This window comes from Alkalicoccus luteus, assembly GCF_012034335.1.
Classification (GTDB): Bacteria; Bacillota; Bacilli; order Bacillales; family Salisediminibacteriaceae; genus Alkalicoccus; species Alkalicoccus luteus_A.
The window spans coordinates 41,828-67,463 of the sequence record NZ_JAATHJ010000016.1; the positions used below are offsets into that span (position 1 = coordinate 41,828).

General features: G+C 49.8%; 27 protein-coding genes and 1 pseudogene. 14 read left to right on the forward strand and 14 right to left on the reverse strand.

Annotated features, from left to right (window positions below; translation table 11 throughout):
* The first annotated feature begins 61 nt into the window (after positions 1-61).
* The 5 genes from HCN83_RS11100 (at position 62) to HCN83_RS11120 (ending at position 4,196) form a co-directional block, all read left to right on the forward strand.
* Positions 62-907, forward strand: coding sequence for an ABC transporter ATP-binding protein (locus tag HCN83_RS11100; protein WP_168007285.1), 846 nt, complete (start codon positions 62-64; stop codon positions 905-907).
* A complete protein-coding gene (locus tag HCN83_RS11105) occupies positions 840-1,601 on the forward strand; it encodes an ABC transporter permease (RefSeq protein ID WP_168007287.1) in 762 nt (253 codons plus the stop codon). The genes HCN83_RS11100 and HCN83_RS11105 overlap by 68 nt, the downstream gene beginning before the upstream one ends.
* 15 nt (positions 1,602-1,616) lie before the next feature.
* Positions 1,617-2,621, forward strand: coding sequence for an aliphatic sulfonate ABC transporter substrate-binding protein (locus tag HCN83_RS11110; RefSeq protein WP_168007289.1), 1,005 nt, complete (start codon positions 1,617-1,619; stop codon positions 2,619-2,621).
* A 375-nt stretch (positions 2,622-2,996) separates the two neighbouring features.
* Positions 2,997-3,341, forward strand: coding sequence for a hypothetical protein (locus HCN83_RS11115; protein ID WP_168007291.1), 345 nt, complete (start codon positions 2,997-2,999; stop codon positions 3,339-3,341).
* Between the two features lie 258 nt (positions 3,342-3,599).
* On the forward strand, positions 3,600-4,196 hold the full coding sequence (locus tag HCN83_RS11120) for an NAD(P)-dependent oxidoreductase (RefSeq protein ID WP_168007293.1): 597 nt from the start codon (positions 3,600-3,602) through the stop codon (positions 4,194-4,196).
* On the opposite strand, the gene HCN83_RS11125 is transcribed toward HCN83_RS11120, so the two are convergent.
* From HCN83_RS11125 to sat, 8 genes are read right to left on the reverse strand one after another with little or no spacing between them, the layout of a single operon-like run.
* Positions 4,175-5,881 (reverse strand): NADPH-dependent assimilatory sulfite reductase hemoprotein subunit, encoded by a 1,707-nt coding sequence (locus tag HCN83_RS11125; RefSeq protein ID WP_168007295.1) that lies wholly within the window; start codon positions 5,879-5,881, stop codon positions 4,175-4,177. The genes HCN83_RS11120 and HCN83_RS11125 overlap by 22 nt on opposite strands.
* 22 nt (positions 5,882-5,903) lie before the next feature.
* Entirely contained in the window at positions 5,904-7,664 is a 1,761-nt protein-coding gene (locus tag HCN83_RS11130; RefSeq protein WP_168007297.1) for an assimilatory sulfite reductase (NADPH) flavoprotein subunit, read from the reverse strand.
* 36 nt (positions 7,665-7,700) lie between these two features.
* Complete coding sequence (locus HCN83_RS11135) at positions 7,701-8,456, reverse strand: sirohydrochlorin chelatase (RefSeq protein ID WP_168007299.1); 756 nt, start codon at positions 8,454-8,456, stop codon at positions 7,701-7,703.
* An 11-nt stretch (positions 8,457-8,467) separates the two neighbouring features.
* Complete coding sequence (cobA, locus tag HCN83_RS11140; protein ID WP_168007301.1) at positions 8,468-9,211, reverse strand: uroporphyrinogen-III C-methyltransferase; 744 nt, start codon at positions 9,209-9,211, stop codon at positions 8,468-8,470.
* Between the two features lies 1 nt (position 9,212).
* Complete coding sequence (locus tag HCN83_RS11145; protein WP_168007303.1) at positions 9,213-9,905, reverse strand: phosphoadenylyl-sulfate reductase; 693 nt, start codon at positions 9,903-9,905, stop codon at positions 9,213-9,215.
* 19 nt (positions 9,906-9,924) lie between these two features.
* A complete protein-coding gene (cysC, locus tag HCN83_RS11150; RefSeq protein ID WP_425483615.1) occupies positions 9,925-10,536 on the reverse strand; it encodes an adenylyl-sulfate kinase in 612 nt (203 codons plus the stop codon).
* 13 nt (positions 10,537-10,549) lie between these two features.
* Positions 10,550-11,797: an SLC13 family permease gene (locus HCN83_RS11155; protein ID WP_168007307.1), complete on the reverse strand. Its 1,248-nt coding sequence runs from the start codon at positions 11,795-11,797 to the stop codon at positions 10,550-10,552.
* A gap of 21 nt (positions 11,798-11,818) precedes the next feature.
* Positions 11,819-12,967 (reverse strand): sulfate adenylyltransferase, encoded by a 1,149-nt coding sequence (gene sat / locus HCN83_RS11160; protein WP_168007309.1) that lies wholly within the window; start codon positions 12,965-12,967, stop codon positions 11,819-11,821.
* Between the two features lie 557 nt (positions 12,968-13,524).
* Between sat and thpD the strand changes: the two genes are divergently transcribed.
* A complete protein-coding gene (gene thpD / locus HCN83_RS11165) occupies positions 13,525-14,451 on the forward strand; it encodes an ectoine hydroxylase (RefSeq protein ID WP_168007311.1) in 927 nt (308 codons plus the stop codon).
* Between the two features lie 287 nt (positions 14,452-14,738).
* Here the strand turns inward: thpD and HCN83_RS11170 are convergent, their stop codons facing one another.
* Entirely contained in the window at positions 14,739-15,518 is a 780-nt protein-coding gene (locus HCN83_RS11170) for an SDR family oxidoreductase (RefSeq protein ID WP_168007313.1), read from the reverse strand.
* Positions 15,519-15,663: 145 nt separating this feature from the next.
* On the opposite strand from HCN83_RS11170, the gene HCN83_RS11175 reads away from it, so the two are divergent.
* Both HCN83_RS11175 and HCN83_RS11180 read left to right on the forward strand, forming a co-directional pair.
* Positions 15,664-16,203, forward strand: coding sequence for a PadR family transcriptional regulator (locus tag HCN83_RS11175; RefSeq protein WP_168007315.1), 540 nt, complete (start codon positions 15,664-15,666; stop codon positions 16,201-16,203).
* Entirely contained in the window at positions 16,200-16,682 is a 483-nt protein-coding gene (locus HCN83_RS11180) for a DUF4188 domain-containing protein (protein ID WP_168007317.1), read from the forward strand. The genes HCN83_RS11175 and HCN83_RS11180 overlap by 4 nt, the downstream gene beginning before the upstream one ends.
* Before the next feature lie 72 nt (positions 16,683-16,754).
* On the opposite strand, the pseudogene HCN83_RS11185 reads toward HCN83_RS11180, so the two are convergent.
* Positions 16,755-17,417, reverse strand: a pseudogene (locus tag HCN83_RS11185) (sugar phosphate isomerase/epimerase family protein); the annotation flags it as partial.
* A gap of 246 nt (positions 17,418-17,663) precedes the next feature.
* Between HCN83_RS11185 and HCN83_RS11190 the strand changes: the two are divergent.
* Positions 17,664-18,542, forward strand: a complete 879-nt coding sequence (locus tag HCN83_RS11190) for an SMP-30/gluconolactonase/LRE family protein (RefSeq protein WP_168007319.1) — start codon at positions 17,664-17,666, stop codon at positions 18,540-18,542.
* Here the strand turns inward: HCN83_RS11190 and HCN83_RS11195 are convergent, their stop codons facing one another.
* Entirely contained in the window at positions 18,543-19,439 is an 897-nt protein-coding gene (locus tag HCN83_RS11195; protein WP_168007321.1) for a hypothetical protein, read from the reverse strand. It abuts the gene before it with no gap.
* 73 nt (positions 19,440-19,512) lie between these two features.
* Between HCN83_RS11195 and HCN83_RS11200 the strand changes: the two genes are divergently transcribed.
* From HCN83_RS11200 to HCN83_RS11210, 3 genes are read left to right on the forward strand one after another with little or no spacing between them, the layout of a single operon-like run.
* Complete coding sequence (locus HCN83_RS11200; RefSeq protein WP_168007323.1) at positions 19,513-20,295, forward strand: alpha/beta fold hydrolase; 783 nt, start codon at positions 19,513-19,515, stop codon at positions 20,293-20,295.
* A complete protein-coding gene (locus HCN83_RS11205) occupies positions 20,285-20,962 on the forward strand; it encodes a DUF2071 domain-containing protein (RefSeq protein WP_168007325.1) in 678 nt (225 codons plus the stop codon). Before HCN83_RS11200 ends, HCN83_RS11205 begins: the two co-directional genes overlap by 11 nt.
* A 36-nt stretch (positions 20,963-20,998) precedes the next feature.
* A complete protein-coding gene (locus HCN83_RS11210; RefSeq protein WP_168007327.1) occupies positions 20,999-21,655 on the forward strand; it encodes an MtnX-like HAD-IB family phosphatase in 657 nt (218 codons plus the stop codon).
* Here HCN83_RS11210 and HCN83_RS11215 read toward each other — a convergent pair.
* The gene (locus HCN83_RS11215; RefSeq protein WP_168007329.1) at positions 21,650-22,114 is read right to left on the reverse strand and encodes a DinB family protein; all 465 of its coding nucleotides are present in this window, start codon (positions 22,112-22,114) and stop codon (positions 21,650-21,652) included. The two genes, HCN83_RS11210 and HCN83_RS11215, sit on opposite strands and share 6 nt — an antisense overlap.
* A gap of 199 nt (positions 22,115-22,313) precedes the next feature.
* Between HCN83_RS11215 and HCN83_RS11220 the strand changes: the two genes are divergently transcribed.
* The gene (locus HCN83_RS11220) at positions 22,314-22,823 is read left to right on the forward strand and encodes a hypothetical protein (protein WP_168007331.1); all 510 of its coding nucleotides are present in this window, start codon (positions 22,314-22,316) and stop codon (positions 22,821-22,823) included.
* 161 nt (positions 22,824-22,984) lie between these two features.
* On the opposite strand, the gene HCN83_RS11225 is transcribed toward HCN83_RS11220, so the two are convergent.
* Positions 22,985-23,200 carry a hypothetical protein gene (locus HCN83_RS11225; RefSeq protein ID WP_168007333.1) on the reverse strand — a complete coding sequence of 72 codons (216 nt, stop codon included), beginning with the start codon at positions 23,198-23,200 and terminating at the stop codon, positions 22,985-22,987.
* A 216-nt stretch (positions 23,201-23,416) separates the two neighbouring features.
* Positions 23,417-24,142, reverse strand: coding sequence for a C40 family peptidase (locus HCN83_RS11230; protein WP_168007335.1), 726 nt, complete (start codon positions 24,140-24,142; stop codon positions 23,417-23,419).
* A 499-nt stretch (positions 24,143-24,641) separates the two neighbouring features.
* On the opposite strand from HCN83_RS11230, the gene HCN83_RS11235 reads away from it, so the two are divergent.
* Positions 24,642-25,502, forward strand: coding sequence for a Cof-type HAD-IIB family hydrolase (locus HCN83_RS11235; protein WP_168007337.1), 861 nt, complete (start codon positions 24,642-24,644; stop codon positions 25,500-25,502).
* Positions 25,503-25,636: the final 134 nt, after the last annotated feature.

The following is a 25,636-nucleotide window of genomic DNA, read 5'->3' on the forward strand; positions in this document are numbered from 1 at the left end:
ATACTTAGCTATATTATTCCAACTAATTTAATCAGTATTATAAGTTTAAGAGGTGAATGCTTTGGCAGAAGTGACTATACAACATGTTGAAAAAACGTTTCCGGCAACGAAGGATAACGAACCATTCACCGTGTTTGATGACATCGATTTAACCATTCAGGACGGCGAATTTGTTTCCCTGCTAGGTCCATCCGGATGCGGGAAATCCACTCTGTTAAATATCGTGGCTGGTCTTGAACCCGCAACAGAGGGGCACGTATCCGCCGGCGGAAAAACAGTTTCCGGACCTGGGGCAGACCGCGGTGTTGTTTTTCAGGAAGCCGCTTTGATGCCCTGGCTGAACGTCAGGGAAAACGTTGAATTTGCTTTAAAGAAGCAGTATTCCAAAACGGAAGCCCGTTCACGCGCAGAGGATTATTTGAAACTCGTACACTTGAGCCGTTTCATGAAGGCCTACCCTCATGAGCTTTCCGGCGGGATGAAGCAGCGGGTATCGATCGCACGTGCCCTGTCGATGGATCCGGAAGTACTCCTCATGGATGAGCCGTTCGGCGCACTCGATGAGCAGACGAGAATGATGCTTCATAAAGAAGTGCAGTATATTTGGGAAACGACAGGCAAAACCGTTCTTTTCGTTACTCATAACATCCGTGAATCGATTCTATTATCTGACCGTATCGTTCTCATGGGCACGAGACCCGGCGGCATACGCGGCGAATTTAACGTTGACCTTCCGCGCCCCCGTGATCCGTCCTCCGAGGCGTTTACCGCTTTGGAAAAGCAGATCATGGAAATGCTGGAAAAAGAGATCGAAAAAGTGATGAGAGAGGAGATGGGGGATGACTTCCGCAGTAAGAAGGCTGGTTTTCTTTATCGTTCTAATCGCGATATGGGAGATCATATATAGAATTTATTCACAGCAGACAGCTATGTTCCCTTCCCCTCTCGGATCGGTGGAGCAGCTGTACATCGGCCTGTTTGATACAGGCATCCTGCGCGTGGCGCTTGGAGAAAGCCTCGGCAGAATCGTCTTCGGCTTTATCCTCGCTCTTATCATCGGCGGTTTTCTCGGCGTCCTGCTGGGTGTATCCAGACTTGCAGATGAAACGCTCGGTTCGCTTGTCATAGCCCTTCAGTCTGTTCCAAGTATCGTCTGGCTGCCGATTGCGCTGATTTTATTTCAGGGCGGCGGCGGAGCCATCTTGTTCGTCGTCGTTCTCGGAGCTACATGGCCGATGACAATGAACATGCGGATGGGAATGAAAAACGTTCAGCCGATCCTTATGCGGGCAGCGCGTACGATGGGCTACAGCGGCAGTGAGCTAGTCTGGAAGGTTATGATTCCTGCCGCAGTTCCAAACGTCCTTACCGGCGCAAGACTGGCCTGGGCATTTGGCTGGCGGGCTTTGATGGCGGCTGAACTGATTGGCCGCGGAGGCCTTGGACGTACTTTGATGGATGCACGTGATTTTTATAACATGGATCTCGTCGTTGCCATCATGATCATCATTGCTACGATCGGACTTATAGTTGAGTATTTTGTTTTTAGTAAAGTAGAAAAACGCGTTCTTTCCCGATGGGGACTGCAGACAAATACATAAAGGAGTGAGTGACACATGAAAAAGTGGGGACTATTGGCAGCCGGCGCGCTGCTGTTGACAGCATGCGGAACAGATGAGGATGGCTCAGCCGGAGCTGCTGGCGGAACGGATGCCGTTGAGATCGGCTATTTCCCTAATCTTGATCACGCAGCGGGCATTGTTGGAAAAGAAAAAGGCTACTTTGAAGAAGAAATTGACGCGGATGTCGACTACCTCAACTTTCCAAACGGCAACGATTTTATTGAGGCACTTGATACCGGTGTGATTGACATGGGATATGTCGGACCAGGTCCTGCAATCAACTACCACCTTGCTGGAGGGGATGTCGTCGTCGTCGGTGCAGCTGCGAACGGAGCGACCTTAATCGTATCCCGTGAGGATTCCGGTATTGAAACGATCGAAGACTTCTCTGGAAAATCATTTTGCACGCCAGGCAACGGCTGCACACATAACGTCCAGCTCGAAATGATGCTGAAGGACAAAGGCATGGAAACAAACCGCCTCGGCGGAGAAGTGGAGCATCAGTCACGCGTCAATCCGGCCAGTATGGTCGCAATGTTTGAACAGGGACAGATTGATGCCGCAGCGGCACCAGAGCCTTGGGGAACGCTTCTCGTTGAGGAACATAACGCGAACGTGGTCACCGAATGGAATGAGGTCTTTCTTGGTGAAGAGCTTGCAAGCGTGGTGATCGTAACGACAAATGAATTTCTGGAAGAAAATCCGGAGGCTGTGGAAGGTGCCCTCCGCGCTCATAAGCGTGCTGTAGACTACACAGCAGAAAATGAAGCGGATACGCTCGTAACAGTAAATGACCTGCTCTACAGCCTTACACAGACCCGACTGCCGGAGAACGTGCTTGAAGCAGCTTGGGAGCGTATGGAAATCACGACTGAAACGCATGCCGATGCTCTGCAGGCATGGGCAGATGCATCCTACGAACTGGAATTCATCGACGATGACCCGGATCTGGACGGCTTTGTCGATACGAGCATTCTTGACGATATTGTCGCCGAATAAAGGAGGTTCTGCTGATGAAATGGTTCATCCTGCCGCTCATCACAGCGTTCTTGCTGTTTTCTGCTACAGGCTCTGCCTACGAGGAGCCATTTGATCCGACCCGGTTTATGGACTACTGCCATTAACCCTATACGTACAGAAACAGCCAGCAGAATGAACATTCTGCTGGCTGTCAGGCTGTTGAAAAAGTCTTACAACTTACATGTTTATTCGTTTGGTTGTATTTCCCCTCTGTTTACCGAGCCTGCCGTGGGCTGGCCTTCAGCTATTTCTCAGGGTGACCCCTGTATGAAGGGAAGAAAGGCACGGCTTCACTCGGACACAGGCTTCTTACAAGAAGCCTTCAAGACCCAGTCCGGCTCCGCTCGTGCGTTGATGCCGTTCGCAGATCTGAACGGCACGGAATCTTCAGGCTGCGCGGCTTCCACTGGCGTCTCCGCCGGACACATCGGGGAAACGGCTCTGCTTCGTGGAAAACAACGTCACGACAGACGCGACTGCTTTTTGTACTTTCATAATGAATTCTACGAAGTACGGACACCCCTGTTCAACATTGAAACGTCTCATCGGGAAAGTTCTATCCGTATGGAAGCCGATCGTGCATTCATAACCAGGCACTTGAAACGCACTGACAGCTGCCGACATCGGAGGACCTCGACTCCAGGAGGATCAGAACGAGGCGAAGATCCAGCGCTTCCGGCAGCAGGAGGAAGCGGTTAGCTGAGCCCGTTCCCTCCGGAAAGCGAGTGTCCGCAGATACAGGCAGATGCAACGTTATTCACTTAAAATGACTTTATCCACACTCTGGCAGCCAGCAGAATGAACATTCTGCTGGCTGTATTCTAATGGAAATACTGCTGCTCACGAACTACCGGCCTTTGCCGGAAGTGTATGTATGCACCGTTCAGCTTCTCTGTCCAGCTGTCCAGCGCCTGCGGTATACTGTTAAAAACAGTGGAATTAAAAAGGAGTGATTCAATGGAGCCTGTCGGTTTGAATTTGACGAATAAGCATGTGGTCGTCATTGGCGGAGGGAGTGTTGCCTTCCGCCGTGCAAAGCGCGTATTTTCTGCCGGGGCGTTGGTTACAATCGTCAGTCCGGAATGCATGGATAAGATGACACAATGGATTACAGAGCACGAGATCAAGTGGGAAAGACGAAAAGCAGCACCCTCCGATACCGAAGCTTTTCTGCTTATTCTCGCTGCTGGATCGGACGTCCACGAGGAGATTTACAGCTGGAATCCTGAAGCCTGCCTGATTAATGATGCAGCTAACAGCAGCAGAGGATCGATCGTTTTCCCTGCCGTCGTCCAGCGCGGGCAGATAAAGGCTTCCGTGCATTCCGGCGGGGCTGGTCCGCTGTTTGCTAAATCGCTTTGCAGCAAAATAGAACCGCTCGTTGCAGAGGAGGCCGAATACGTCTCTTTTTTAACAACTGCGCGCGAGCTGGTTACTTCCTCTTCTCTTTCCGATGATCAGAAAAAAGCGGAGCTGGAGTCACTGCTCCATCCCCGCTTCAGAAGCGCTAAGCTTCAGCAGCATAAACTTGATCAGCTGCGCACTTTTTCGTGAAAATTGATGCCATCCGTCGTTGCTTCGATAATGCCTCGGCGGATCACAAAATCACCAAACCGCTCTCCATCTTCCTTATCCTTTGCGAATGAGGCAAAGATCGGCTGCAGCTCCTGCAGAATCTGCTCTTCCCCGATATTTTCCCGGTACAGCTTGTTCAGCCGGTCCCCTTTAAATCCGGCGCCGAGGTACATGTTGTACGTACCCGGTCCTTTTCCGATAAAGGCAATTTCCCCTAACGACGGTCTTGCACAACCGTTCGGGCATCCTGTCATCCGGATGATGATCTCTTCCTCGCGGAGACCGTTCGCATCCAGCATATCCTCCAGCTTATCAATCAGTGAAGGTAAATAGCGTTCCGATTCGGCCATAGCAAGTCCACATGTCGGAAACGCTACACATGCCATGGAATTGCGTCGAAGCGCGGAGTTCTCACAGCCGTCTGTCAAACCATATTCGGACACAATTGCCTCGATCTGCTCCCGGTTTTCCGGCTTAACGTCTGCAATAATAACGTTCTGATTGGGCGTAAGCCGGAACGTTCCGTCATGGACCTCCGCAACCCGCTTTAATGCAGTCTTCAGCTCATACCCTCCGCTGTCGGCAATACGGCCGTTTTGAATGAATAAGGTGAGATGAGACAGGCCCTCCTTGTGGTCATCCCATCCGTAAATATCTCCGTTACGTTCAAACGAATACGGCTTTGCTGGTTTTACTTCCCAGCCGAGACGTTCATTGACTTCGTTCCGCACCGTCTCGATGCCAAGCCTGTCGACGGTATATTTGAACCGGGCATACTTTCGCTCAGAGCGGTCGCCATAGTCCCGCTGTACAGTCAGGATAGCTTCTGCTGCTTCCACTGCTTTTTTAGCCGGGACGAAGCCAAGCATTCTGCCGAGCTGCGGATACGTCTTTTCATCTCCGTGCGTCATGCCCATTCCGCCCCCGACGAGAATGTTATACCCAAGCAGTCTTCCTCCGCTGATAATGGCGATAAAGCCAATATCCTGTGAATAAATATCAACATCGTTTGACGGCGGGACTGCCACACCTATTTTAAACTTCCGGGGCAGATACGTTTTTCCGTACACCGGCTCCTGCTCTTCTTTCGTGTCGATCAGCTTTTCTTCATCCAGCCAGATCTCATGGTAAGCCCTCGTTTTCGGAAGCAGACGTTCGCTGATATCCGCGGCGGAGTCATATACCTTTCGATGCGCATCAGATTGAGAGGGATTCGCTGCGCACATGACGTTTCGATTCACATCGCCACATGCAGCAATGGTGTCCATCAGCGCCTCATTCATCTGCTGCAGGCTCGTTTTCATATTCCACTTCAGGATGCCGTGGAGCTGAAAGGTCTGCCTCGTCGTCAGCTTCATCGTGCCGTTGCCGTATTCATCTGCAAGCCGGTCCATCGTCAGCCACTGCTCCGGCGTTGCTACCCCGGCCGGGAGCCGGACGCGCACCATAAACTGATAGGCAGGCTCCAACTTCTGCTTTCGCCGTTCTTCACGCAAATCACGGTCATCCTGCATATAGCTCCCGTGAAACTTCAGCAGCTTTGTCTGATCATCCGGAATGCCGGCACTGATATGGTCCTGGAAAAACTCCTCAAGCCTTCCCCTCAAATAGCTGCTGTCTTGTTTTATATGTTCCGTTTCACTCGGCTTGCCGCTTGTACTCATGGAACCTCTCCTTTCAATTGCATCAATATACGTCCCGCTGATAGCGCTTCTCGCTTCTAAGCTCTTTTAAATAGCCTTCTGCTTCCTCTTCGGAACGCCCGCTCTCCTGTACAATCACCGTTCGCAGTGCATTATGCACATCTCCCGCCATGCGATCCTTATCGCCGCACACATACAGAACGGCGCCGCGCTCCAGCCACTCAAACACGCTCTTGCTTTGTTCCAAAATACGGTGCTGCACGTATATTTTTTCGTCCTGATCTCTTGAAAATGCCGTATCCATTCTTGTTAAGAGCCCGTCTTTATACCAGCCCTGCCACTCTGTCTGATAGAGAAAATCGGTTGTAAAGTGCTGATCTCCGAAAAACAGCCAATTGTCACCTTCCGCTTCCCGTTCCTCACGCTCTTCCATAAACGAACGGTATGGAGCAACTCCGGTTCCCGCACCGATCATGATAATCGGTTTCTCATCTGCAGGAAGCTTGAATGACTTGTTCGACTGGATGAAAACCGGCAGTGTCGACCCCGGATCTCCCCGTTCCGCACACTGAATCGAGCAGACTCCGTTACGCTCCCGTCCATGCGTCTCATAGCGCACAGCACCTATCGTGAGGTGCACTTCACCCGGATTTGCAGACAGGCTGCTCGCAATCGAGTATAGACGAGGCGGTATGGGACGAAGACTGTCGACCAGCTGCTGGGCCGTAAAGGTCCACGGCGCTTTGTCCTGAATCAAGTCGACAAGATCCCGCCCTTCCATATAGGCTTTCCTCTCTGCCTCCTTCAACGCAGCCAGCTGATCTGAATAGCCAGCAAGCTTTTCCAGCAGCGGCTTTGTCAGCACCGTAATTTCAAGCTGGTCCAACGCTTTTGCAAGCGTCTTTTCTTCCTTGCCTGACAGGACCGTTTCCTGGCCATTGAAGTCCAGGACGCCAAGCAATTCTTCTACGAGCGCCTGATCGTTAACCGGCAGAATGCCGAGGCTGTCACCAGGCTCATAGGTCAGCCCTGATGCTTCCAAGTCCAGTTCAATATGCCTCGTTTCTTTCGCGGACCCTCTGCCGTTTAAGGAGAAGTTGGTGACAATCTCTGCTGGATACGGATGTTTTTTTGAATACGCTGCTTTTTCCTGCGGCGCTGCCGGCTCACTGGCAGGCGAAACCGGCTCTCCGTCTGCAAACTGCTGCTCTGCCTGCTTCAGCCACGTCGCTGCCGGCTCCTCGTAATCTACGTCGCAGTCGATTCTTTCAAGCACTCGCTCTGCACCGAGTTTCTCCAGAATCCCGTCAAAATCCTTGCCTGTCTGACAAAAATATTCGTAGGAGCTGTCGCCGAGTGCCAGCACGGCAAAACGCATATGGGACAAATCAGGTGCCTTTTTGCTGAATAAGTAATCATATAAATCCAGCGCTTCATCCGGTGGGTCGCCTTCACCGTGCGTACTTGCAATGAGGATGACGTCCTCCAGGCTGCTGAATTTTTTAGGCTTCAAATCTCCGGCTGCTAAGACGCTTGCTTCCACCCCGAATGTTTCAGCAGCCTCCTGGGCAAGCGCTGCTCCATTCCCGGTCTGGGAAGCTGTAAGAATCGTCAGGCTCCTCGATTGGCCTTTAGTTTCACGGGCGGGACGCTCCAGCACCGCGGTGCCTGCTGATCCGGATCCGGCTGCAGCCGTATATCCTGCCAGCCACTGAACCTGAGCTTCCGTCAGCTCCGGCAGCAGTTCATTTAACAGGCCTGCCTGCTTTTCCGTAAACGGGCTGTTTTGTGCACTAACCTGCAAGTTCATTCTCCCCTTTCTTCGGCCCATCAAGGCCAGTTATATCCACCATGCCATATGTTCATCCAGTCTGTTCTCAATCGTTTCCGCATGGAGTGCCTGTCCGGCTCGTTCTGAGAGCACCTCGATCATCAACAGGTGCGCTCCAAGATATGGCGCTAGCCTGAACGGTGAGGCAGCCACTTCGCGCTCCATTGACTCGTACAACAATCCAGTGAACCATAGGTACGGCAGCACAATGACATCATCGTATTTTGCTGCATTCTCCATGCCCTCTGCAAAAGATGGTTTGCACGCCGCCAGATAACACGTTTCTACTTTTCTTACACCGAGCCGCCTTTTCAGTTTTTTAGCTGTCAGGCGGACGGCGGATTTTGTTTCCGGCGAACGGCTGCCTCGTCCGACAAGTAAAACGACCGTGTTTTTTGTAATGGCACCTGCTTCTTCTGCACGCCTGGCCAATGCTTCGACAGTACGCTGCTGAACCCCCAGAGGCCGCCCGTATGTCACTCGAATATCCGGAAATTCCTCGCGAACGTGTTCAAGCTCCTCCGGGATGTCAGCATAGTAATGCCCGGCGCTCAAAAGCAGGAGCGGCACAATAGCGATGGACGTCGCTCCGTTTTCCACGAGCTTGGTAAACCCGTCCCTGATGGTGGGACTTTCCAGCTCCAGAAAGCAGAGCTCTTGGAGCGGCGCTTCGACTCTTGCCTCCACCTGTTGAATAAATTGAATGGATTCCTCTTTTGTTTTCGGTGATCGACTGCCATGTCCGATGTAAAGTACACCCTGCATATGCTCCTCCTTCAGCTCACCACTTCTTCTCTGAGACTGCCGTTCAGTCTGCTCATCAAGCCGACCACCTCTCCAATCACAATCATCGCCGGCTGCGGCGCCTCTGCTGCTTCTTCTGCAATGGCATGAAGCGGAGCTGTGACCACTACTTCGTCTGCAGTCGTTCCATTTGAGATAACAGCAGCCGGCATGTCCGCCGGTTTTCCTGCCTGGATAAGTTTCTCGCAAATAAGATTAATATTTCCGCCACCCATATAGATGCAAAGCGTATCCATGCTGTTCGCCGTATGATGCCAATATGCATCATCATCCAGCTTGGTGACCCCTGCGATGATGCCTACCGATGAACTGACATGACGATGGGTGACCGGAATGCCTGCACTTGCCGGTACAGCGGCACCTGACGTGATCCCCGGAATGACTTCAAATGAGAGACCGGCCTCTTTTAATGCAATCGCTTCCTCCCCGCCTCTGCCAAAGATAAAAGGATCGCCGCCCTTCAGTCTCGTTACCCGCTTTCCGCTAAGTGCAGAACGCACCAGCATCGCATTAATATCTTCCTGGGAAACGGCGTACCCACCCGGTTTTTTTCCGCAGTAAACAAGCGCTGCGTTCGGACTGGATTCCTTTAACAGCTCCCGGCTGACAAGCCGGTCATAGTAGATAACGTCCGCTTCCTGTATGGCTCTTAATCCTTTTACGGTGATCAGATCCGGGTCTCCCGGTCCAGCACCTGTCAGTTTTACTGGATACATGTCAGTCCTCCTTTTTCGTCGGCAGATGCAGGCCGCATTCCGTCTTGCCGGTGCCGGCCCAACGCCCGTCACGATTGTCTCCTCCGTCTGATGGAACGGTGCAGGGGACACAGCCGATACTTGGGTAGGAACGGTCGTGCAGCGGGTTATAATCCAGCCGGTGTTCATCGATATAGTTCCAAATGTCCTCCCACGACCAGTGAATGAGCGGGCATATTTTTACACTGTTAAATCTCGCATCTTCCTGAACAAATTCCGTATGCTTTCGCGACTCGGATTGCGCTCGTCTGAGCCCGGAAATCCAGGCCGGCACACCATGAAGCGCACGTTCAAGCGGTCTGATCTTCCGCAGATAGCAGCACTGGTCCGGATCGCGTTTCCAAAGCTCGGGTCCATACGCTTCTTCCTGCTCTGAAAGCGACAGCTCAGGCTGCTGCATGGTTATGCGAAGCTCAGGGTACCGTTTTTGAACCCGTTCAATCAGCTCATAGGTTTCGTCAAAGTGAAGATGCGTATCCAGAAATACAATTTCAGCCGGAACGCTGAATCGATGAAGCAGATCAATCAGTACCATGCTCTCTGCTCCGAAACTGCACGCATATACGAGATCTTCCTTGTACGTCTCTGCCGCCCAGCGCAGAACATCCTCCGCTCCTCTCGTTTCGTCCGTTATCTGGTTAAACGATCGTTGCATACGATCTGCCCCCTTTCATTCAGCGGATGTTCGCTTCTGTTGAAATCACACCTTTTTCCTGCAGATACGTGATCAGCACGGACACATTTTTCTGGATAGAATCCTTGCCTGTATCAAGCGTTAAGTCCGGTGCTTCAGGCTCTTCATACGGATCATCAATCCCGGTAAAGTTACGGATTTCTCCCGCCCGGGCCTTTTTGTAAAGTCCCTTCGGATCCCGCTCCTCACAAACCGCAAGCGGAGCTTTCACAAAAACTTCGGCAACGTCTTCTCCGAGCGACACCTTAACACCTTCACGATCCTGCTGATACGGAGAAATGAAGGCGGTCAACGTCACTAATCCGGCGTCTGCCATCAGCTTCGCTGCCTCTCCGACTCGCCGGATATTTTCAGCCCGGTCTTCTGCTGAAAAGCCTAGATTCTGATTCAATCCCATCCGGACGTTATCTCCGTCCAGCCTGTATGTTTTTATCCCCCGCTTGTGCAGCTCCAGTTCAAGCGCTGCAGACAGCGTGGACTTACCGGAACCAGACAAGCCTGTAAACCAAAGCACAAAGCCGCGATGACCGTTGAGCTTTTCCCGGTCTTCTTTTCTAACGTGCGAATCGTGCCAAGTTAAATGATTACTCACATGTTTCACCCTTTCAGCTGAAATCTATCCAAATTGCACTGACAACAATCATCGTGACAATAAAATAAAGCAAATTAAGCGGCATCCCCACGCGGACAAAATCCATAAACCGATAGCCTCCTGGCCGGAACACGATCAGATTGGTCTGATACCCGACCGGTGTCGCAAAGCTTGCTGAAGCAGCGATGGCCACTGCAGTGAGAAATCCTGCCGGATCCTGTCCGGACTGAAGCGCTGCCGCCACTGCAATCGGAAACATGACGACAGCAGCCGCATTGTTCGTAATAAATTCGGTGAAAATGGAAGTCATCAGGTAAACGGCAGCAAGCACCCCCATCACACCAAGCCCTGCTGATACAGCGACCAGATGCTCAGCAAGCCAGACCGCCGTGCCTGATTGTTCAACTGCTGTGCCAATACCGATCGCATAAATAATGACGAGCAGCACATCCACCCGGATGAACCGGTGCAAGCCTTTTAATGGAAGAATTCGACCAGCAAGCAGCACAATGACAGCACCGAACGCCGCTTCAAACATCGAGAGAAGTTCAAGAGCAGCCGCTCCTACCATCACCGCGAGGACAATAAGCGGCAGTATACCGCCCTTTCCTTCAATCACTGGAGGCGGCTTAGGGTCCGGCTGCTGCGGCTCGTGATTCGGCATGATCCGATAACCGATGGTCACCATGTAAAGAATGCCAAACACGGCTGCGGGAACACCGACTGCTGCCAATTGGAACATGGAAAATCCACTCATCCCCCGATCCAGCATCAAGCCGTGTATCAGCAGATTGGTGGAGGTTCCAATAAGGGTGATCGTTCCTCCGAAAATCGCAGCGAACGAGAGAGGCATCAGAAATTTAGATGGGGAAATCTGCCGCTGCTCGCACCAGCGCTGAATCATTGGAGAAAAAATAGCGACAATTGGTGTATTGTTCAAAAATGCCGACATTCCCGCAATTGGAAACATCATCGACAAAAGCGATCGCCTTTTTCGTTTACCGTTCCCCAGGCCTGAAAAGATAAGTCGCTTTAAGGAAGGATGACTCTGAACAGCTCCGGCTACTAAAAACAACAGCGCCACCGTCCACATCCCTTCGTTCGTTAATCCGCTTACCGCCTGCGATGTATCAATCGCGCCGCCGATCCACAGCACGAGCAACGCAGCAAGCAGGATCATATCAGCACGCAGCCACTCTGTGATGAGCAGGGCGACCATGACCGAAATCACGATCAGGACAAACCCGATTTCAACCGTCATGACGGACCCCCCTCCTCGCTTTTACTGCACCGCTGCTTTTTGCAATCCGTTTATCAGCACTTCCGCAACTTCTTTTCTGGAGAACTCTTCCGGCAGGGATTCGCCGTTTCGCAGACGCTCTCTTACTTTCGTTCCGCTCAGATGAACATGGTGGTCGCCGTCATGCGGGCACGTTTTTGCTGTCCCCATGTTTTTGCACGTTTTGCAGTAAAAGGCGTGTTCAAAACGCATCAAGGTGACCCCAAGCTCTTGTTCAAACGGCGCCGTGTATTCCTGTGCTTCATACGTACCGTAATAGTCACCGACTCCGGCATGATCCCTTCCGATGATGAAATGGGTGCAGCCGTAGTTTTTGCGGACGATGGCGTGCAGCAGTGCTTCTTTAGGTCCTGCGTATCGCATCGCTGCTGGATATACGACAAGCGCTGTCCGCTCTTTTGGATAATAATGATCGAGCAGCACCTGGTAGCTTTTCATGCGGACGTCAGCCGGTATGTCATCAGATTTCGTATCGCCTACGAGCGGATTCAGCAGCAGGCCGTCCACGGTTTCCAGAGCACTCTTTTGTATGTACTCATGGGCACGGTGAACCGGGTTTCGCGTCTGAAAGCCGACCACCGTTTTCCAGCCCTTCGCTTCAAAAAGCTGGCGGGTTTCCGCAGGAGTAAGGTGGTAGTCACCAAATGCATGCGGAAGACGTTTTAACAGTGTAATCTCCCCTCCAACAAGCAGGCTTCCTCTGCTGAATAACGCAGCTACCCCGGGATGTGCAGGGTCCGCCGTACCATAAACAATTTCAGCCTCCCGCTTCAAATCAGCCCGGAACGTTCCCCGGCTTTTAATAATGCCGTATATCGACCCTTTTTCATCAGCTAAGGCCGCTTCCTGTCCAGCGGATAAGGAAGCCGCCTCTTTTTCCGTGACGGGCAGCGTGACAGGCACCGGCCATAAGCTTCCGTCCGTCAGTCTCGTATGGGTCAGCACACTCTCATAGTCATCCTGATCCATAAAGCCTGTTAATGGACTGAAACCGCCTAGACCGATTAACTCCAGATCTGATAAATTCCACGAACGAAGTTTCACGACCGGCAGTGAAGCAGCACGCTCCCTGTCAGCCTGATCTTCGGACAGTCGATTGATTAAGGTACTTCCGTGCGCCTGATTTACCATCGTAACGTCCCCTCTCTTAACACATTATTCTTACCAATTTACTCAACTTTAAAGCGAAAAAATGTCAGTTGGTTTTAAGTGATGTATTGAAGATTAATAGATTAAACAAGAAAAATCAATACTAAATCTGCCAAAAAACATATTTTACATATTATTCGCATTAAAATAGTCGGTTATAAAAATGAAGCACGTTATTTTTTCTAATCTACCTTTAGCCTGTATGAACGTCTGCCTTCATCTGAAAAGTGTTCGGACGTCAGAAGAGCGTTAGCTTCAATCGCTGTATCACCTGCTTTTTTCGCTCCAGGGACTCCCCTGCTTTCTTCACGGCACTAAACAAATCGTTGTACCTATGATCATTTTTTGTCACAGTATAAAAGTCTTAATATAAAGAAAATTCGTTTAGTTAAACTAACAACGGGTACAGATTCGACAGGTGAAAACAGCATTTATTTGGTAATTCATCATACTTAGGTATTTTAATTACACTCTCTATTCGTAGTTCATAAGATGATAACTGCGCTGTTTTCCCAACACTTTTTTAGGAGGAATTTAGAATGGTAAAAGATCTTTATCCGTCCCGAGTCAATGAAACTTCACAGATCGTCAGACGTCAGGATCCCGTTATTCACAACGAGAACGCCCGAACGGAAGGGCCGCTTTCTGCAGAAGAGATCGACTTCTACGAGGAGAACGGCTACATTTTACTGAAATCTTTCTTCCAGGGAGAAGAGCTGCAAAAACTAAAGCAGGAGCTTGACAGCACGATGGAGGACCACCAGCATAAAGAAGGTCCGGATATTATCAAAGAACCGAGCAGCAACGAAATTCGTTCCATCTTTGAGGTTCATAAAGATAAAAGCTACTTTGAAAACCTGTCAAAAGATGAACGGCTCGTCTCTATTATGGAGCAAATTTTAGGCAGCCAGGTTTATATCAATCAGTCCCGCATTAATTTCAAGCCGGGATTTAAAGGAAAAGAGTTCTACTGGCACTCTGATTTTGAGACTTGGCACGTTGAGGACGGCATGCCGAGAATGCGTGCACTCAGCTGCTCGATTGTCCTGACAGATAATTACGAGTACAATGGACCGCTCATGCTCGTACCGGGTTCTCATAAATGGTATGTACAGACTGCAGGCGAAACGCCGGATAATAATTTCGAATCGTCGCTGCAGAAGCAGGAGGTCGGAGTCCCGGATGAAGACAGCATGCGCTGGCTCGTTGATCAGGCTGGCGGACGAATTGATCGCGCCACTGGTCCAGCTGGTTCCGTACTGCTGTTTGAAAGCAATACGATGCACGGTTCCGCGGGCAACATTTCCCCATACCCGCGCAGCAACGTATTTTTTGTTTACAATTCGATTGAAAATAAACTGGAACAGCCGTTCAGCGGCAAAGAACCGCGCCCGGAATTCCTCGCTAACCGCGAGAACATTCAGCCGATCCAGCCAGTGTCGAATAAATCCACAGCAAGATCGTAACCTGCGGCTATACCTTCAGCAATCCCAGGCATATAACAAGAGCAGCCCTGTTTTAGGGCTGCTCTTTGTGTTCATATGAGACGGAATGTTTTCGGATTACAGACAGATAAGGGTTTTCCCGTTCTATATAAGAAGAGTTTGTTTGTTCTTCGCTTTTTGTGAGTTACAGGAAAAATGTCGATTTATTCCGGCTTCTCCCCGCCACTTCAGAACGGGTGTTTATACGTTAAACAAGGCGGCAATCGCGCTCACGATTGCCGCCTTGTTATAAAAATCTCCTTTACTTGTTACAGCAGGGAGGATCCTCCATCGATAAACAGTTCCGTGCCAGTAATATGACGGGATGCGTCTGACGCGAGAAAGGATACGAGATCGGCTACCTGCTCCGGATCGCCCGGTCCTTCCAGAGGCTGGTCTCCTTCCGGATATTCGACCGGAATTTCGACTTTTTCCAGCTCTTTTTCCTTAGGATATGTTTTGCTGCCGATGTCCGTTTCAATAAATCCCGGACAGATGACGTTGACCCGGATATCGTAATTGGACAGTTCAAGCGCCGCCATCTTGCCGAAAGCGAGTTGTCCGGCTTTTGTGCTGCTGTAGGCAGACATCCCAAAGTTTGAAAACACACGCGTACCGTTAACTGAGCTCGTTAAAATAATGCTCCCGCCGTTTTCTTTCATATGAGGGATGGCTGCTTTTACCGTATGAAATGTTCCGTTCAAATTAATTTCAATCGTTTTATTCCACTCGGATGATTCGAGGTCCTCGATGGGGGCAACCGTTCCGTTCACGCCAGCGTTTGCAAAAACGATATCCACGGAGCCAAATGTATCCGCTGCGCGCTGAAACGCATCCTTTACCTGCTGCTCGTCTGTTGTATCAACTTCTGCTGAAATGACATCTCCGTCAAATTCCTTTTCGGCTTCGCGAAGGGCTTCTCCATCTACATCTACGAGGCAAATCCGGACACCCTGCTTTGCAAGCTGGAGCGCTGCCGCTTTCCCCATTCCGGATCCTCCGCCCGTTACAACAGCTGTTTTCCCTTTTAACGATGTATATGTATCCATGTGACCCACTCCTTTTTCCTTATCTTGGGTCTTTTTTTCCCTATTAGCGTGAAATCAAACCTCTCTCCTTTCCTATAGACAAACGATAAACATGCGTTTATTATATCAATTAGATACTATCAATTTGATATAAAGGAAGTGACGTATGGCTAAACAAAACCGGACCCGCTTTGCGCTGCTTGGCCTTCTTGCTTCTGAAAGTCTGACTGGCTATGAAATGAAAAAAAAGATCGACGGGAGTCTGAACCACTTTTGGAAGATCAGCTTCGGCCAAATTTATCCGACGCTGAACGTTCTAGTGGAGGCAGGTGAAGTCGAAGGAGAAGAAGAGAATGGCAGCACCCGCTACAAGTTGACCGAAGCCGGCAGGATGGCATTGACAGACTGGCTGAGGCAAGTACCGGAGGAACTGCCGGTGCAAAAAAACGAGCTGCTCCTGAAGCTTTTTTTTAGCCGGCATGAAGATCACCGTGAAACGATTAAGAAGCTGGAAAAGCATGAACAGCTTCTGACCGCAAGATTGAAAGTCTATCAGCAGATTGAATCGTCTCTTATGGAAAGCTGCGGTTCGTCACCGGACTTGACTTACTGGCTGCTTACTGTTCGTCATGGCATCGCCGTTACAAAAGCCGGACTCGATTGGTGCCGGCAGTCGATCACATTCATGAAGGAGTGGAAACGATGAAGCAGATTTATGCGCCTCCTCACACTGTCCTGCCGGATAAGCCGCTGACCGTATTTATTATTGACATGCGCGTCAATAAGCCGCTATCAGTTAAAAACTGGTTCCCTGTCTTTAAAGCAATGGGTCCGATGATTAAAGAGCTTTACGAAAATAAAGACAGCGGATTTTATTCGCTGGAAACGATGTTTGGCTGGAAATCCATCCACCTTGTTCAATACTGGGAATCGGAAGAAAAGCTGTTCGCTTACGCACACGAAGATCGGCACCGAAAAGCCTGGAAAACATTTATGCAGCTGGCAAGGCGCTCTACCGTAGCAGGCATTTACCATGAAACGTATGCAGTAAATTCCTACGAGGCGATTTATGCAAACATGCCGAAATTCGGCCTTGCTAAAGCAGCCGGACACGTTCCTGTTACAGCTGACACACGTCAGGCTGCTGCCCGTATGCGCGCCAGCCGGGAACAAAAAACGGAGTAAAAGCCACTGCCATCACTAAAAAAGAAGCGCGGATTCAAAAACTGATCCACGCTTCTTTCCAGTATGCAGCTTCTACAGTACAGATGAAGTAAGGTGCTCGTCGCTTTGCTTAATACTCTTCATAGCACCGATACGGGACTGATCCTGTTCCACAATAAGCCACTTCACACCGGCTTTTTCGGCTTCCCGCACGCAGACTTCTACATTGATCCCGCCTGTGCCAATCTCGGCAAAATCTTCTGTCCCATCTGTCGTCATGTCCTTCAGATGAATCAGTTCTGTCGAGTCCGCATACTTTTTAATCCATTCGACAGGGTTTTCCCCGGCTTTCACAAGCCAGTATATATCAATTTCCGCAAGAATAGAGGGTGTGTTCCAAATCTTCTGAAGCGGTATGACGGTTTCGATTGGCTTTAGCTCAAAGTCATGGTGATGGTAGCTCAAGCTGATGCCCTCGCTGCTGCAGATATCTGCAATACGGCGCAGATCGTCGATCACTGCTTCATAGGCTGTAATCGAGTCCCTGTCCTCTTCATCCAAATACGGACAGACGAGTCGGGTACAACCGATCGCTTTATGAAAAGCAATTGTATCGTCCAGGGTATCACGCAGCTGATTAATCGGCACGTGCGAAGCTGCCGGCTTGAGTCCGGTCTCTTCCAGCAGGTCCTTTACTTCATCAGCATTAAGCCCTCCAAATCCTGCAAATTCAACTCCTTCGTAGCCAATTTCGGCTACCTCACGGAGGGTCCCTTCAAAATCCTTTTCGGTTTCTTATCTAAGCGTAAAAAGCTGAACAGCAACTGGCAGTGTCAATGCATTCACTCCTTTGAAAGCGTTTCTCCTATTGTATCAGAGATCGTTTACTTGCTTTACATAAAGACTGTTTTTCTGGATTTTTACAAATCATCTGCAGCTTATCATTTACGGATTGAGGTTTCTCTTTCACGCCGGATGGTAATAGAGTGATGAGGTGATAACATGCCAAAGGCAGAACTGCTGTATGATGCAAAAGCGCTGCTCGCAGAAGGTCCATTTTGGGACGAAGACAATCAACAGCTTATATGGGTGGATATTGAAGGAAAAAACGTGCACTTTCTTGATCCATTAGGTGAAAATGAAACCCACTCGTTCGATCAGCGGGTCGGCTGTGCCGTCCGATCCGTCAGCGGGGACATCTATGCCGGTCTTGATCACGGATTTTACCGGTATGAGCCGGAAACCGGACAGCTTCACAGTATCTATGACCCGGAGGAAGATAAACCAGGGAATCGTTTTAATGATGGGAAATGCGATCCTCAAGGACGGTTCTTTGCTGGCACCATGGTGTTGGATGGAGAAGATGGGGACGCTGCTCTTTACTGTCTGAACGGCGGCAGGACAGTCTCCACTGTGTTGACCGGTGCAACCGTATCAAATGGAATGGCGTGGGATGAACGCAAAGAAGTATTTTATTATATCGATACGCCGACGCACGAAATCCGCCGCTATCCGTACAATTTTGAAGATGGGACGCTCGGGGAGCCGGAAGTGGTGTATACTGCTCCTGACGACGGCGGACACCCCGATGGCATGACAATCGATGAAGAAGGAAAGCTCTGGGTCGCCTTTTTTGACGGCGGCTGCGTGCGGCGCATCTGTCCGGACGAGCAGAAGGTTCTGGAGACGGTGGAAGTTGCTGCTACGAACGTTACTTCCTGCTGCTTCGGCGGCAAAAACATGGATGAGCTGTTTATTACGACCGGACGTGAAGGCCGGACAGACGAAGAACTGGAACAGGAGCCTCACGCAGGCGGGATTTTTAAATACAGCCCCGGTGTGTCCGGGGCTAAATCTTACCGTTACGACGACCAGGCATAATCAGGTGAGCGCAGACTGAAACAACTGTTTGATCCAAGCGGTCGATTCTGTATCGAGCGAGCTGATATATTCCTGTCCGCGGGCTGAAGACTGCACGTAGTAATACTCTTCATCCGCTCTCAGCCAGTTTTCTTCCTTTTGCAAATACGTAGGCCGATAATGTTCGTCATAGAAAAAGGCCGGGAGTTTCCATACTCCCGGTCTGTTTTTATGCAGCGGGGATGAAAGCTGAAGCTCCGGCTTCAATCTTGGAAAATAGCCGCTCCCCGGGATACCACTCCCAGGAAACAATTCGGAAGCAGCTGCGTAGAGCGTATTATTCTTTTTTCTGAACGATTCAGCAGGTCCGTGCGGATGACAGCGGCGGACCTCTTCCGGAACTTCATCCGGCACGGTCCATATTTCCCCCACCCGTAGCCAGCCGTATATAAAATAAACCCCTTCCGACCACCCTGCATCCGGATCAAGCTTATGCAGACGGCCCGGCAGCGGCCGAAAGCGGCTGAAAAAAAGAAACAGGCTTCCTATTCCCGTGTCATGTCCATGCAGATGACCTGCTGCAGCACCGGACTGACCAAATACTTCGTAATCCGGTCCTGCTTTGAGCCATTCCGGCCTGCCGAGCACGGGATCATAGTGAGCTTTTCCTTTAGAAGCTGCTTTGGCACGGCTGCTGTACCGAAGAGCCGGGTGCTGAATCAGCTCATACATTGACGCTGGGTGAATACCAGGGAGCGCGTCAGGAGCCAGTGTCAAATCACGATAGCGGAATGCTTCCCGTTTTTCTGTTTCCGGTATCGGCAGAACGACATATTTCCCCGTCTCAGGATCATACGGAGAATAGCCGCAGCCTGCTGATGAATCAAATCCTTTTCGGCTGAAGATTAGTTTTTCCATTCCCTCACACCTTTCTCGTCTCGGTTTCATCGGCTCCGTTCAGGGAAAAGGAAACCAATGGAGGTGACGCACTATGCCCTATTTTACATCAAATTCTTTAAAGCTGTATTACGAGGATACTGGCTCCGGGCCTCCGCTGCTCCTGTTTCCGCCCCCGGCACTCGGAAGCTCGCCGTTTATTCCGCAGCAGGAAGCACTGCCAGATGGCATCCGCCTCCTGACGTTCCACCCACGTGGCAACGGGTACAGTGAAACAGACGGCGAAGAAACAATCCGCTCCTGGGCTGATGATGCAGCAGCCCTTCTGGATCACCTGGACATTCAACAGGCGTCGCTGTGCGGCTATTCTATGGGAGGGGCTCCTGTACAGGATTTCGCGATCCGCTATCCCGAACGAACGGCATGCCTTCTTCTGCTCTGCACATTTCCGGAGGTCAATACGAAACTGCTGGAGAAGAAGATTAGTCTCGGTGAATTACTGACTCAAAACCGGTGGACTGGTTTTCTCGGGCGAGCCCTTGGAACGACGCATTCCGCCCGCACCGATATCGAAAGAAACGTGTGGGGCACAGCGGAGCAGTCAGATCCTGAGGCAATCCGCCGCCTGTATACAAGCGGCCGGCATTTTACCGCTCTGCCGCAGCTTGCCTCCGTTCAATCCCCCGTCTATTACATCTACGGACGCTGGGATCCAATTGCTCTCCCCTATGTGAATCAATATAAGTCCGTCATTCCGCACGCTCGATTTATTCGCATATCAGAAGGATTTCATCAGCTCCCGACACGAGCTTCGAGTCAGGTTAACAGCATCATCCGTTCGATAGTAAGAGAGGAGGAAACACCTCATGCCGACTAAACCGACTGCGACGCAGACGTGGGAAAATATGCTGCTGTACCATCTGGAGGTAGAGCCGGACAGACTGGCTGCAGCGCTGCCGGAACCGTTCCAGCCATCCCTTTTTGAAGGAAAAACCTGGCTGACAACGGCCTGCTTTACGTGCCGGAGCAGCAGTGCTGTTTTTTTCGGCCGCTCGCTTTCACTGCCTGTATACGAAGAAGTGCAGGTACGTACCTATCTCGACTACGACGGCGATCCGGGTCTTTACATGTTTTCATCCGATGTGTCCCACCGGTCGGTCGTTAAAGGGGCCAGATTGACGCTGAAGCTTCCGTTTTACGAAGCATCAATCGAACGGCGCCGTGATACGGCCTATCATATCATGAGTAAACGCCTGAAAAGCGACGCGCGTTTTCAGGCTTCATTCCGACCTGCTGCGCAACGGGATACGTCAGCATTTGCCGATTGGGCTGGAAACCGTTCCTGTATGTGGAAAAAAACGAAAAGCGGCGTTGAAAAAGCTGTTATCAACCCCGGCGGCTGGGATCTTTATGAAGCCGAAGCAGAGGTTTCCTGCTCCGGTATGTATCCGTTTCTTACGGAAGATGCGTTCACCGGACGTTCAAGGATACAGTTCTGCCCGGAACGCGTGACACACTTTTATCCGTTCCAGCGGACCCGCTGATATGATAGGCTTAGAGAAGAGACTGGAGGCGGTTAAATGACAACATGGGCATTTGTATCTGACTTTGACGGAACGATTTCACAAAAGGACTTTTACTGGATTGTGATTGAGAAATATTTTCCTGAAGGAGAAGCACTTTATCATCGATGGCAAGACGGCGAAATGAAGGACATTGACTTTCTTAACATCGTTTTTGCCTCCGTCGGGCAGCCTGAGGAGACAATTAAACGGGATATCGCAGACATCCCCCTCGACCCTCACGTTAAACCGTTCATCGAACAGATCAAAAAAGCCGGCGGTGACTTTATCATCATCAGCGCCGGGTGTGAGTATTATATTCACGAACTGTTAACACTTGCGGACATTCGCGATGTACCTGTTTATTCCAACCCCGGTCACGTTGAGAACGGCGGCCTTCATCTGACCCCTGACCCGGCCGACCGCTTCTATCACGAGCGGTACGGCATCGATAAAAAAGCTGTGATGCAGGAGCTCAGCGGCCGTTACGATACGCTCTATTTTGCAGGAGACAGTGAACCGGATTCTCATCCGGCATCCCTTGCAGCGGTGACTTACGCTATGAAAAAGCTGCCCCCGATTCTAGATCGAATGGGAACGCCGTATGAGAAAGTAGACGACTTTTCGGAGATAGCATCAGACTTAAAAAAGCGAGGCGTACTCGACCGGTCATGACCGTCGGTACGCCTGGTTTCTGTCGTGCAGAAACGTTTCAATCTGCAGCTGATGGTGTTCATCGTGCGCGCCGAAAAAGGCATCGAGCTCCGCAGGAGTCCACGTTTTGTCAGAACCTTTCTGCGGGACACTCTCCGGTGCTGTTTCCTTCAGCACGGCGACAAGTGCTTGTCTCGTTTCGATAAAATCGCGAATGAGGCGGTGCGCGCTGCGCCCTTCAAGTGCTGCTACCGCAGACCGGTTGTACACATCCGGAATCGGAAACGGCGGAATCGGCTTCCCTGCCTGCATCGCTGGTAGTACGGACTCCAGCAGAAAACGGTCCCAGTAAAATAAATGCCCGATTATTTCTCTCGTTCCCCATTTTGCCGGTGCGGTAGGCGTATTCAGCCATGTTTCATTCTGTTCCTCCAGCATCCCTGCAAAGGGGATAATCGCTTCCATTTTCCATTCTGCCATGTCACATTCCTCCATACTGCATCTACGTGCTACTTTCAAGTATCACCGTTGAAATGACCCCTGTCAAACTCGCCTCTTTTTACTGGTCTCTAATTTCCTGTGTATATCTCCTTATTTTTCTCTGAAATCTGTTAATATCTGACTCAACAGGGTACAGGCAATTAGGAAGCCAATCGTGCCAACTGAAAGGAGTTTACCAATGGGATTTTTCTCGTCTGATAAAGACAAAGACAGCAAGATGCCAAAACAAAACGACCGTTACATTCTTGCGATGGAAGAATTTCAAAAAGCGAAATTCTCAGATGATGAAAAAGCCCGGGAATACTTGCAGCTTGCGTTCCGGGAGGCAGAACATAACATATTTGATATGCACTTCTGGTATAATCACGCCATCGACTATTATTGCAGACAGCTCGACGATCCGGAGGCAGAAGCAAAATGCCTGCAGCTGTGCAAGGAGAACATGGCCATGGCTCCCGATATTATCGCAGCGTATAAAAACGAATATCATAAAGAATCATTGCTGGACTTTATCCCCCCGTCTATTCCTGCCTTTTTAACAGCAGCAGAAATTTATGAAGCAAACGGGGAATACAGCCAGGCGGCTGAGGTGAGTGAAAAAGCAGCAGACCTTCACCTGCGAGACGGAACTCCGGGTGGATTTAAAGCACGAAAAGAGCGACTGGAAAAAAAGCTTTATCGCAGCTGATGCGGCAACAAGCCGGTTACACGCTGCCACCCTGTCAGATACTGGCAGGGTTTTCTTTCTGATGAGCCATTTTTGCTCCACTGATTTTCTGATTGCATATCATTATGATCCATTAAAAAATGCCTCAGGCGAACCCTGAAGCATGCTGGTAACACATCTGCCTATTCGTTCTCTTCAAAGATCACTTCGAGCTTAGCTACTTCGCGGAAAGGAACCATGTACTCTTCACCGTCACTAGTATGAAGCGCAATTTTTTCACGGCTTTCCCGCTTATCCTTCAGCATTTTGACGATCTCGTTGTCCCCGGTGATTTCCCTTTCCGGATCCAGCGCCGCTACATGTTTTTTACCATCCTTAAACGTGTACACCATTTTCATCGTTTGTCACCTCCGGTTATGGTCTTGTGATACCCTACTTTTTATGTACATTAACGTCAAAGTCTGATTATTTTATACAGCAATACCGAAATACATGGTGAACACAGCCTGTTCTGCTACATTAAAGCAATGTACGTATAAATCCTATACACAGCTTATACGCTTTTTCTATAGAAAAAGCCTCCGCTTGTGTGAAAGCGAAGGCTCTGAAACGTATTACATGCTGCGCGCACCGATATAAGTGCTGCTCCAGTAAGGATTTGTGCTCAGGTTAGAGATCGTTACGCCTGTAGAAGAACCAGCGTGGATGAACTCATTGTTTCCTAGGTAAATACCTGCATGGGAAGGACCTGTACGTGTTTCAAAGAAAACGAGGTCTCCAGGCTGCGGGTTAGATACTGCTGTTCCAGCATTCCACATTTCAGCTACCGTGCGTGGTACATTTTCACCGTTCTGCTGGAAAGCATACTGGATGAAACCGCTGCAGTCAAATCCGGATGGGCTTGTACCGCCCCATACGTAAGGAGATCCAGTCAGGCTGCGCGCTGTAGAAATAATGCCGCTTGAATTGCTCACATCACTTGTTCCCGCTACCTGGGAAGAAGAATCAGAGCTTGAAGAACTTGAACCTGAAGAAGCTGTGCTCGTGCTTCCAGAACCGTCCATACCTAGTGAAGACTGAGTGGCTGGACCAGCTGTTCCATAAAAGTTTCCTGCTGGGCTGGAAATTCCGTTAGAAGACTGATAGTCCTGAACTGCTGAAAGCGTCAGTGGACCAAATACGCCATCCACATTAGACGAGCTGTTATATCCTGCATCTGCAAGAGATTCCTGAAGGTCACGAACGTCATCTCCGCGGTCTCCCATGCTCATCGCATCCGTTACCGTTGGTGCTGCAAAAATCGCTCCTGCTACTGCTAGGCTAAGTGCAAATTTTTTCATGTGTAAACACTCCCACTTTCTCTCTAATTTTTTTAATGTTTTTCTTTATGTTTCAGATAATCTGTTTAGATTTAAACTGTATTTTTTTCGCTAACAGGTTTCACTGTACAGATGATCGGGTAATAATAAAACCCCTTTTGTTTATTGTTATCGTTTTAACATTGCTTTGTTATCTCTTTGTAATCTCTGTATTGTTCTCGTTAAATTAATATACAAAAAACGTGTAACCTTCAAAAAGATAGTAAATTAACGCCTTATTATTCGATTTTTCAGATAATTATTCATATTCTACCGTTTTTTTTGAAATCTACGCATATGGAAAGGATATAATCATTTTTTATTAAGTAAACGTCTGCTAAGGAAATTGTCCGGCATGTAAATCGAATGGACTTATACGCCCCCCTTTTTCAACAAATCGTGCTCGGAAAGTGGGAGTGTTAGACAACATCTTCTATGACCGGCTATACTGAAGACAGCCTAATTCAAGGAGGAAGCCGCATTGCGATTACTTGCAGTAGATATGGATGGAACACTTCTTAATGAGGATAAAACGATATCGAAGGAAAATATTGAGGCCTTTCATGAAGCAGAGAGGGAAGGTCTTGAAGTAGCAATTGCTACTGGTCGTGCTTTTTATGATGTCTTTTCTATTCTGGAACGGTACACGATTAACCCTTGGGTCATTAATATGAACGGCGCCTGCATCCACCGGCCCGACGGAACGATGTTTGATGATCTTCCGCTTCACGGAGAAGCTGCCTCCCCGGTTCTGTCTTGGCTCGAGGAGCAGAAGTACTATTATGAAATCTCAGCCCACGATGCGATTTATGTACCAGATGGTGCCGAAGACCGAATCAAAGCAGAATGGGAGCTGCTTCCGGCAGGGCCGGAAAAAGAAAAGATTATGGAAAAAATGCTGCACGCCCAGGAAAATCAGGAAGGACGCCGCTACATCCGTTCGTTTGAAGAAGCACTGGAACGCGATATTACGATCTATAACATCCTGGCTCTATCTCTCATGCCCGAACGTGTGAAAGCGGGATGGGACAAATTCAGTCACTTACATGAGGTATCAGTCGTTTCTTCCGCGCCTATTAACTTTGAGCTTACGGCCCCCTCCGCTTCAAAGGGGAATGCGCTTGAAAAGCTTGCTGCTTATAAAGGAATTCCCATTGCTGAAACGGCTGCAGTCGGCGACAGCTTCAACGACGTGTCCATGCTGAAACAGGCCGGACGAGGCTTTGCTATGGGAAATGCACCTGACTCCATCAAGCAAATGGCTTTTGCAACGACGAAATCCAATGCGGAGCATGGGGTGGCAGAAGTTATTTATGAATTATTAAAAACGAAAACAACGTAACGAGCACGGGGCTGTCTCAAAAGCCCTTTATGAAACAAAAAAAGCGGTGCCGGATGTGTCCGGTTCCGCTTTTTTTGGAATGAAATGAGAAAAAGACAAAAAAACAGCAGAAAGCCGAGCGGCTCCCGGCCACT

Coding starts and splice junctions, on each gene's coding strand:
- HCN83_RS11105 (WP_168007287.1), top strand. CDS start 840: ATGACTTCCGCAGTAAGAAGGCTGGTTTTCTTTATCGTTCTAATCGCG.
- HCN83_RS11110 (WP_168007289.1), top strand. CDS start 1,617: ATGAAAAAGTGGGGACTATTGGCAGCCGGCGCGCTGCTGTTGACAGCA.
- HCN83_RS11115 (WP_168007291.1), top strand. CDS start 2,997: ATGCCGTTCGCAGATCTGAACGGCACGGAATCTTCAGGCTGCGCGGCT.
- HCN83_RS11120 (WP_168007293.1), top strand. CDS start 3,600: ATGGAGCCTGTCGGTTTGAATTTGACGAATAAGCATGTGGTCGTCATT.
- HCN83_RS11125 (WP_168007295.1), bottom strand. CDS start 5,881: ATGAGTACAAGCGGCAAGCCGAGTGAAACGGAACATATAAAACAAGAC.
- HCN83_RS11135 (WP_168007299.1), bottom strand. CDS start 8,456: ATGCAGGGTGTACTTTACATCGGACATGGCAGTCGATCACCGAAAACA.
- cobA (WP_168007301.1), bottom strand. CDS start 9,211: ATGTATCCAGTAAAACTGACAGGTGCTGGACCGGGAGACCCGGATCTG.
- HCN83_RS11145 (WP_168007303.1), bottom strand. CDS start 9,905: ATGCAACGATCGTTTAACCAGATAACGGACGAAACGAGAGGAGCGGAG.
- HCN83_RS11155 (WP_168007307.1), bottom strand. CDS start 11,797: ATGACGGTTGAAATCGGGTTTGTCCTGATCGTGATTTCGGTCATGGTC.
- sat (WP_168007309.1), bottom strand. CDS start 12,967: ATGGTAAATCAGGCGCACGGAAGTACCTTAATCAATCGACTGTCCGAA.
- thpD (WP_168007311.1), top strand. CDS start 13,525: ATGGTAAAAGATCTTTATCCGTCCCGAGTCAATGAAACTTCACAGATC.
- HCN83_RS11170 (WP_168007313.1), bottom strand. CDS start 15,518: ATGGATACATATACATCGTTAAAAGGGAAAACAGCTGTTGTAACGGGC.
- HCN83_RS11175 (WP_168007315.1), top strand. CDS start 15,664: ATGGCTAAACAAAACCGGACCCGCTTTGCGCTGCTTGGCCTTCTTGCT.
- HCN83_RS11180 (WP_168007317.1), top strand. CDS start 16,200: ATGAAGCAGATTTATGCGCCTCCTCACACTGTCCTGCCGGATAAGCCG.
- HCN83_RS11190 (WP_168007319.1), top strand. CDS start 17,664: ATGCCAAAGGCAGAACTGCTGTATGATGCAAAAGCGCTGCTCGCAGAA.
- HCN83_RS11195 (WP_168007321.1), bottom strand. CDS start 19,439: ATGGAAAAACTAATCTTCAGCCGAAAAGGATTTGATTCATCAGCAGGC.
- HCN83_RS11200 (WP_168007323.1), top strand. CDS start 19,513: ATGCCCTATTTTACATCAAATTCTTTAAAGCTGTATTACGAGGATACT.
- HCN83_RS11205 (WP_168007325.1), top strand. CDS start 20,285: ATGCCGACTAAACCGACTGCGACGCAGACGTGGGAAAATATGCTGCTG.
- HCN83_RS11210 (WP_168007327.1), top strand. CDS start 20,999: ATGACAACATGGGCATTTGTATCTGACTTTGACGGAACGATTTCACAA.
- HCN83_RS11215 (WP_168007329.1), bottom strand. CDS start 22,114: ATGGCAGAATGGAAAATGGAAGCGATTATCCCCTTTGCAGGGATGCTG.
- HCN83_RS11220 (WP_168007331.1), top strand. CDS start 22,314: ATGGGATTTTTCTCGTCTGATAAAGACAAAGACAGCAAGATGCCAAAA.
- HCN83_RS11225 (WP_168007333.1), bottom strand. CDS start 23,200: ATGAAAATGGTGTACACGTTTAAGGATGGTAAAAAACATGTAGCGGCG.
- HCN83_RS11230 (WP_168007335.1), bottom strand. CDS start 24,142: ATGAAAAAATTTGCACTTAGCCTAGCAGTAGCAGGAGCGATTTTTGCA.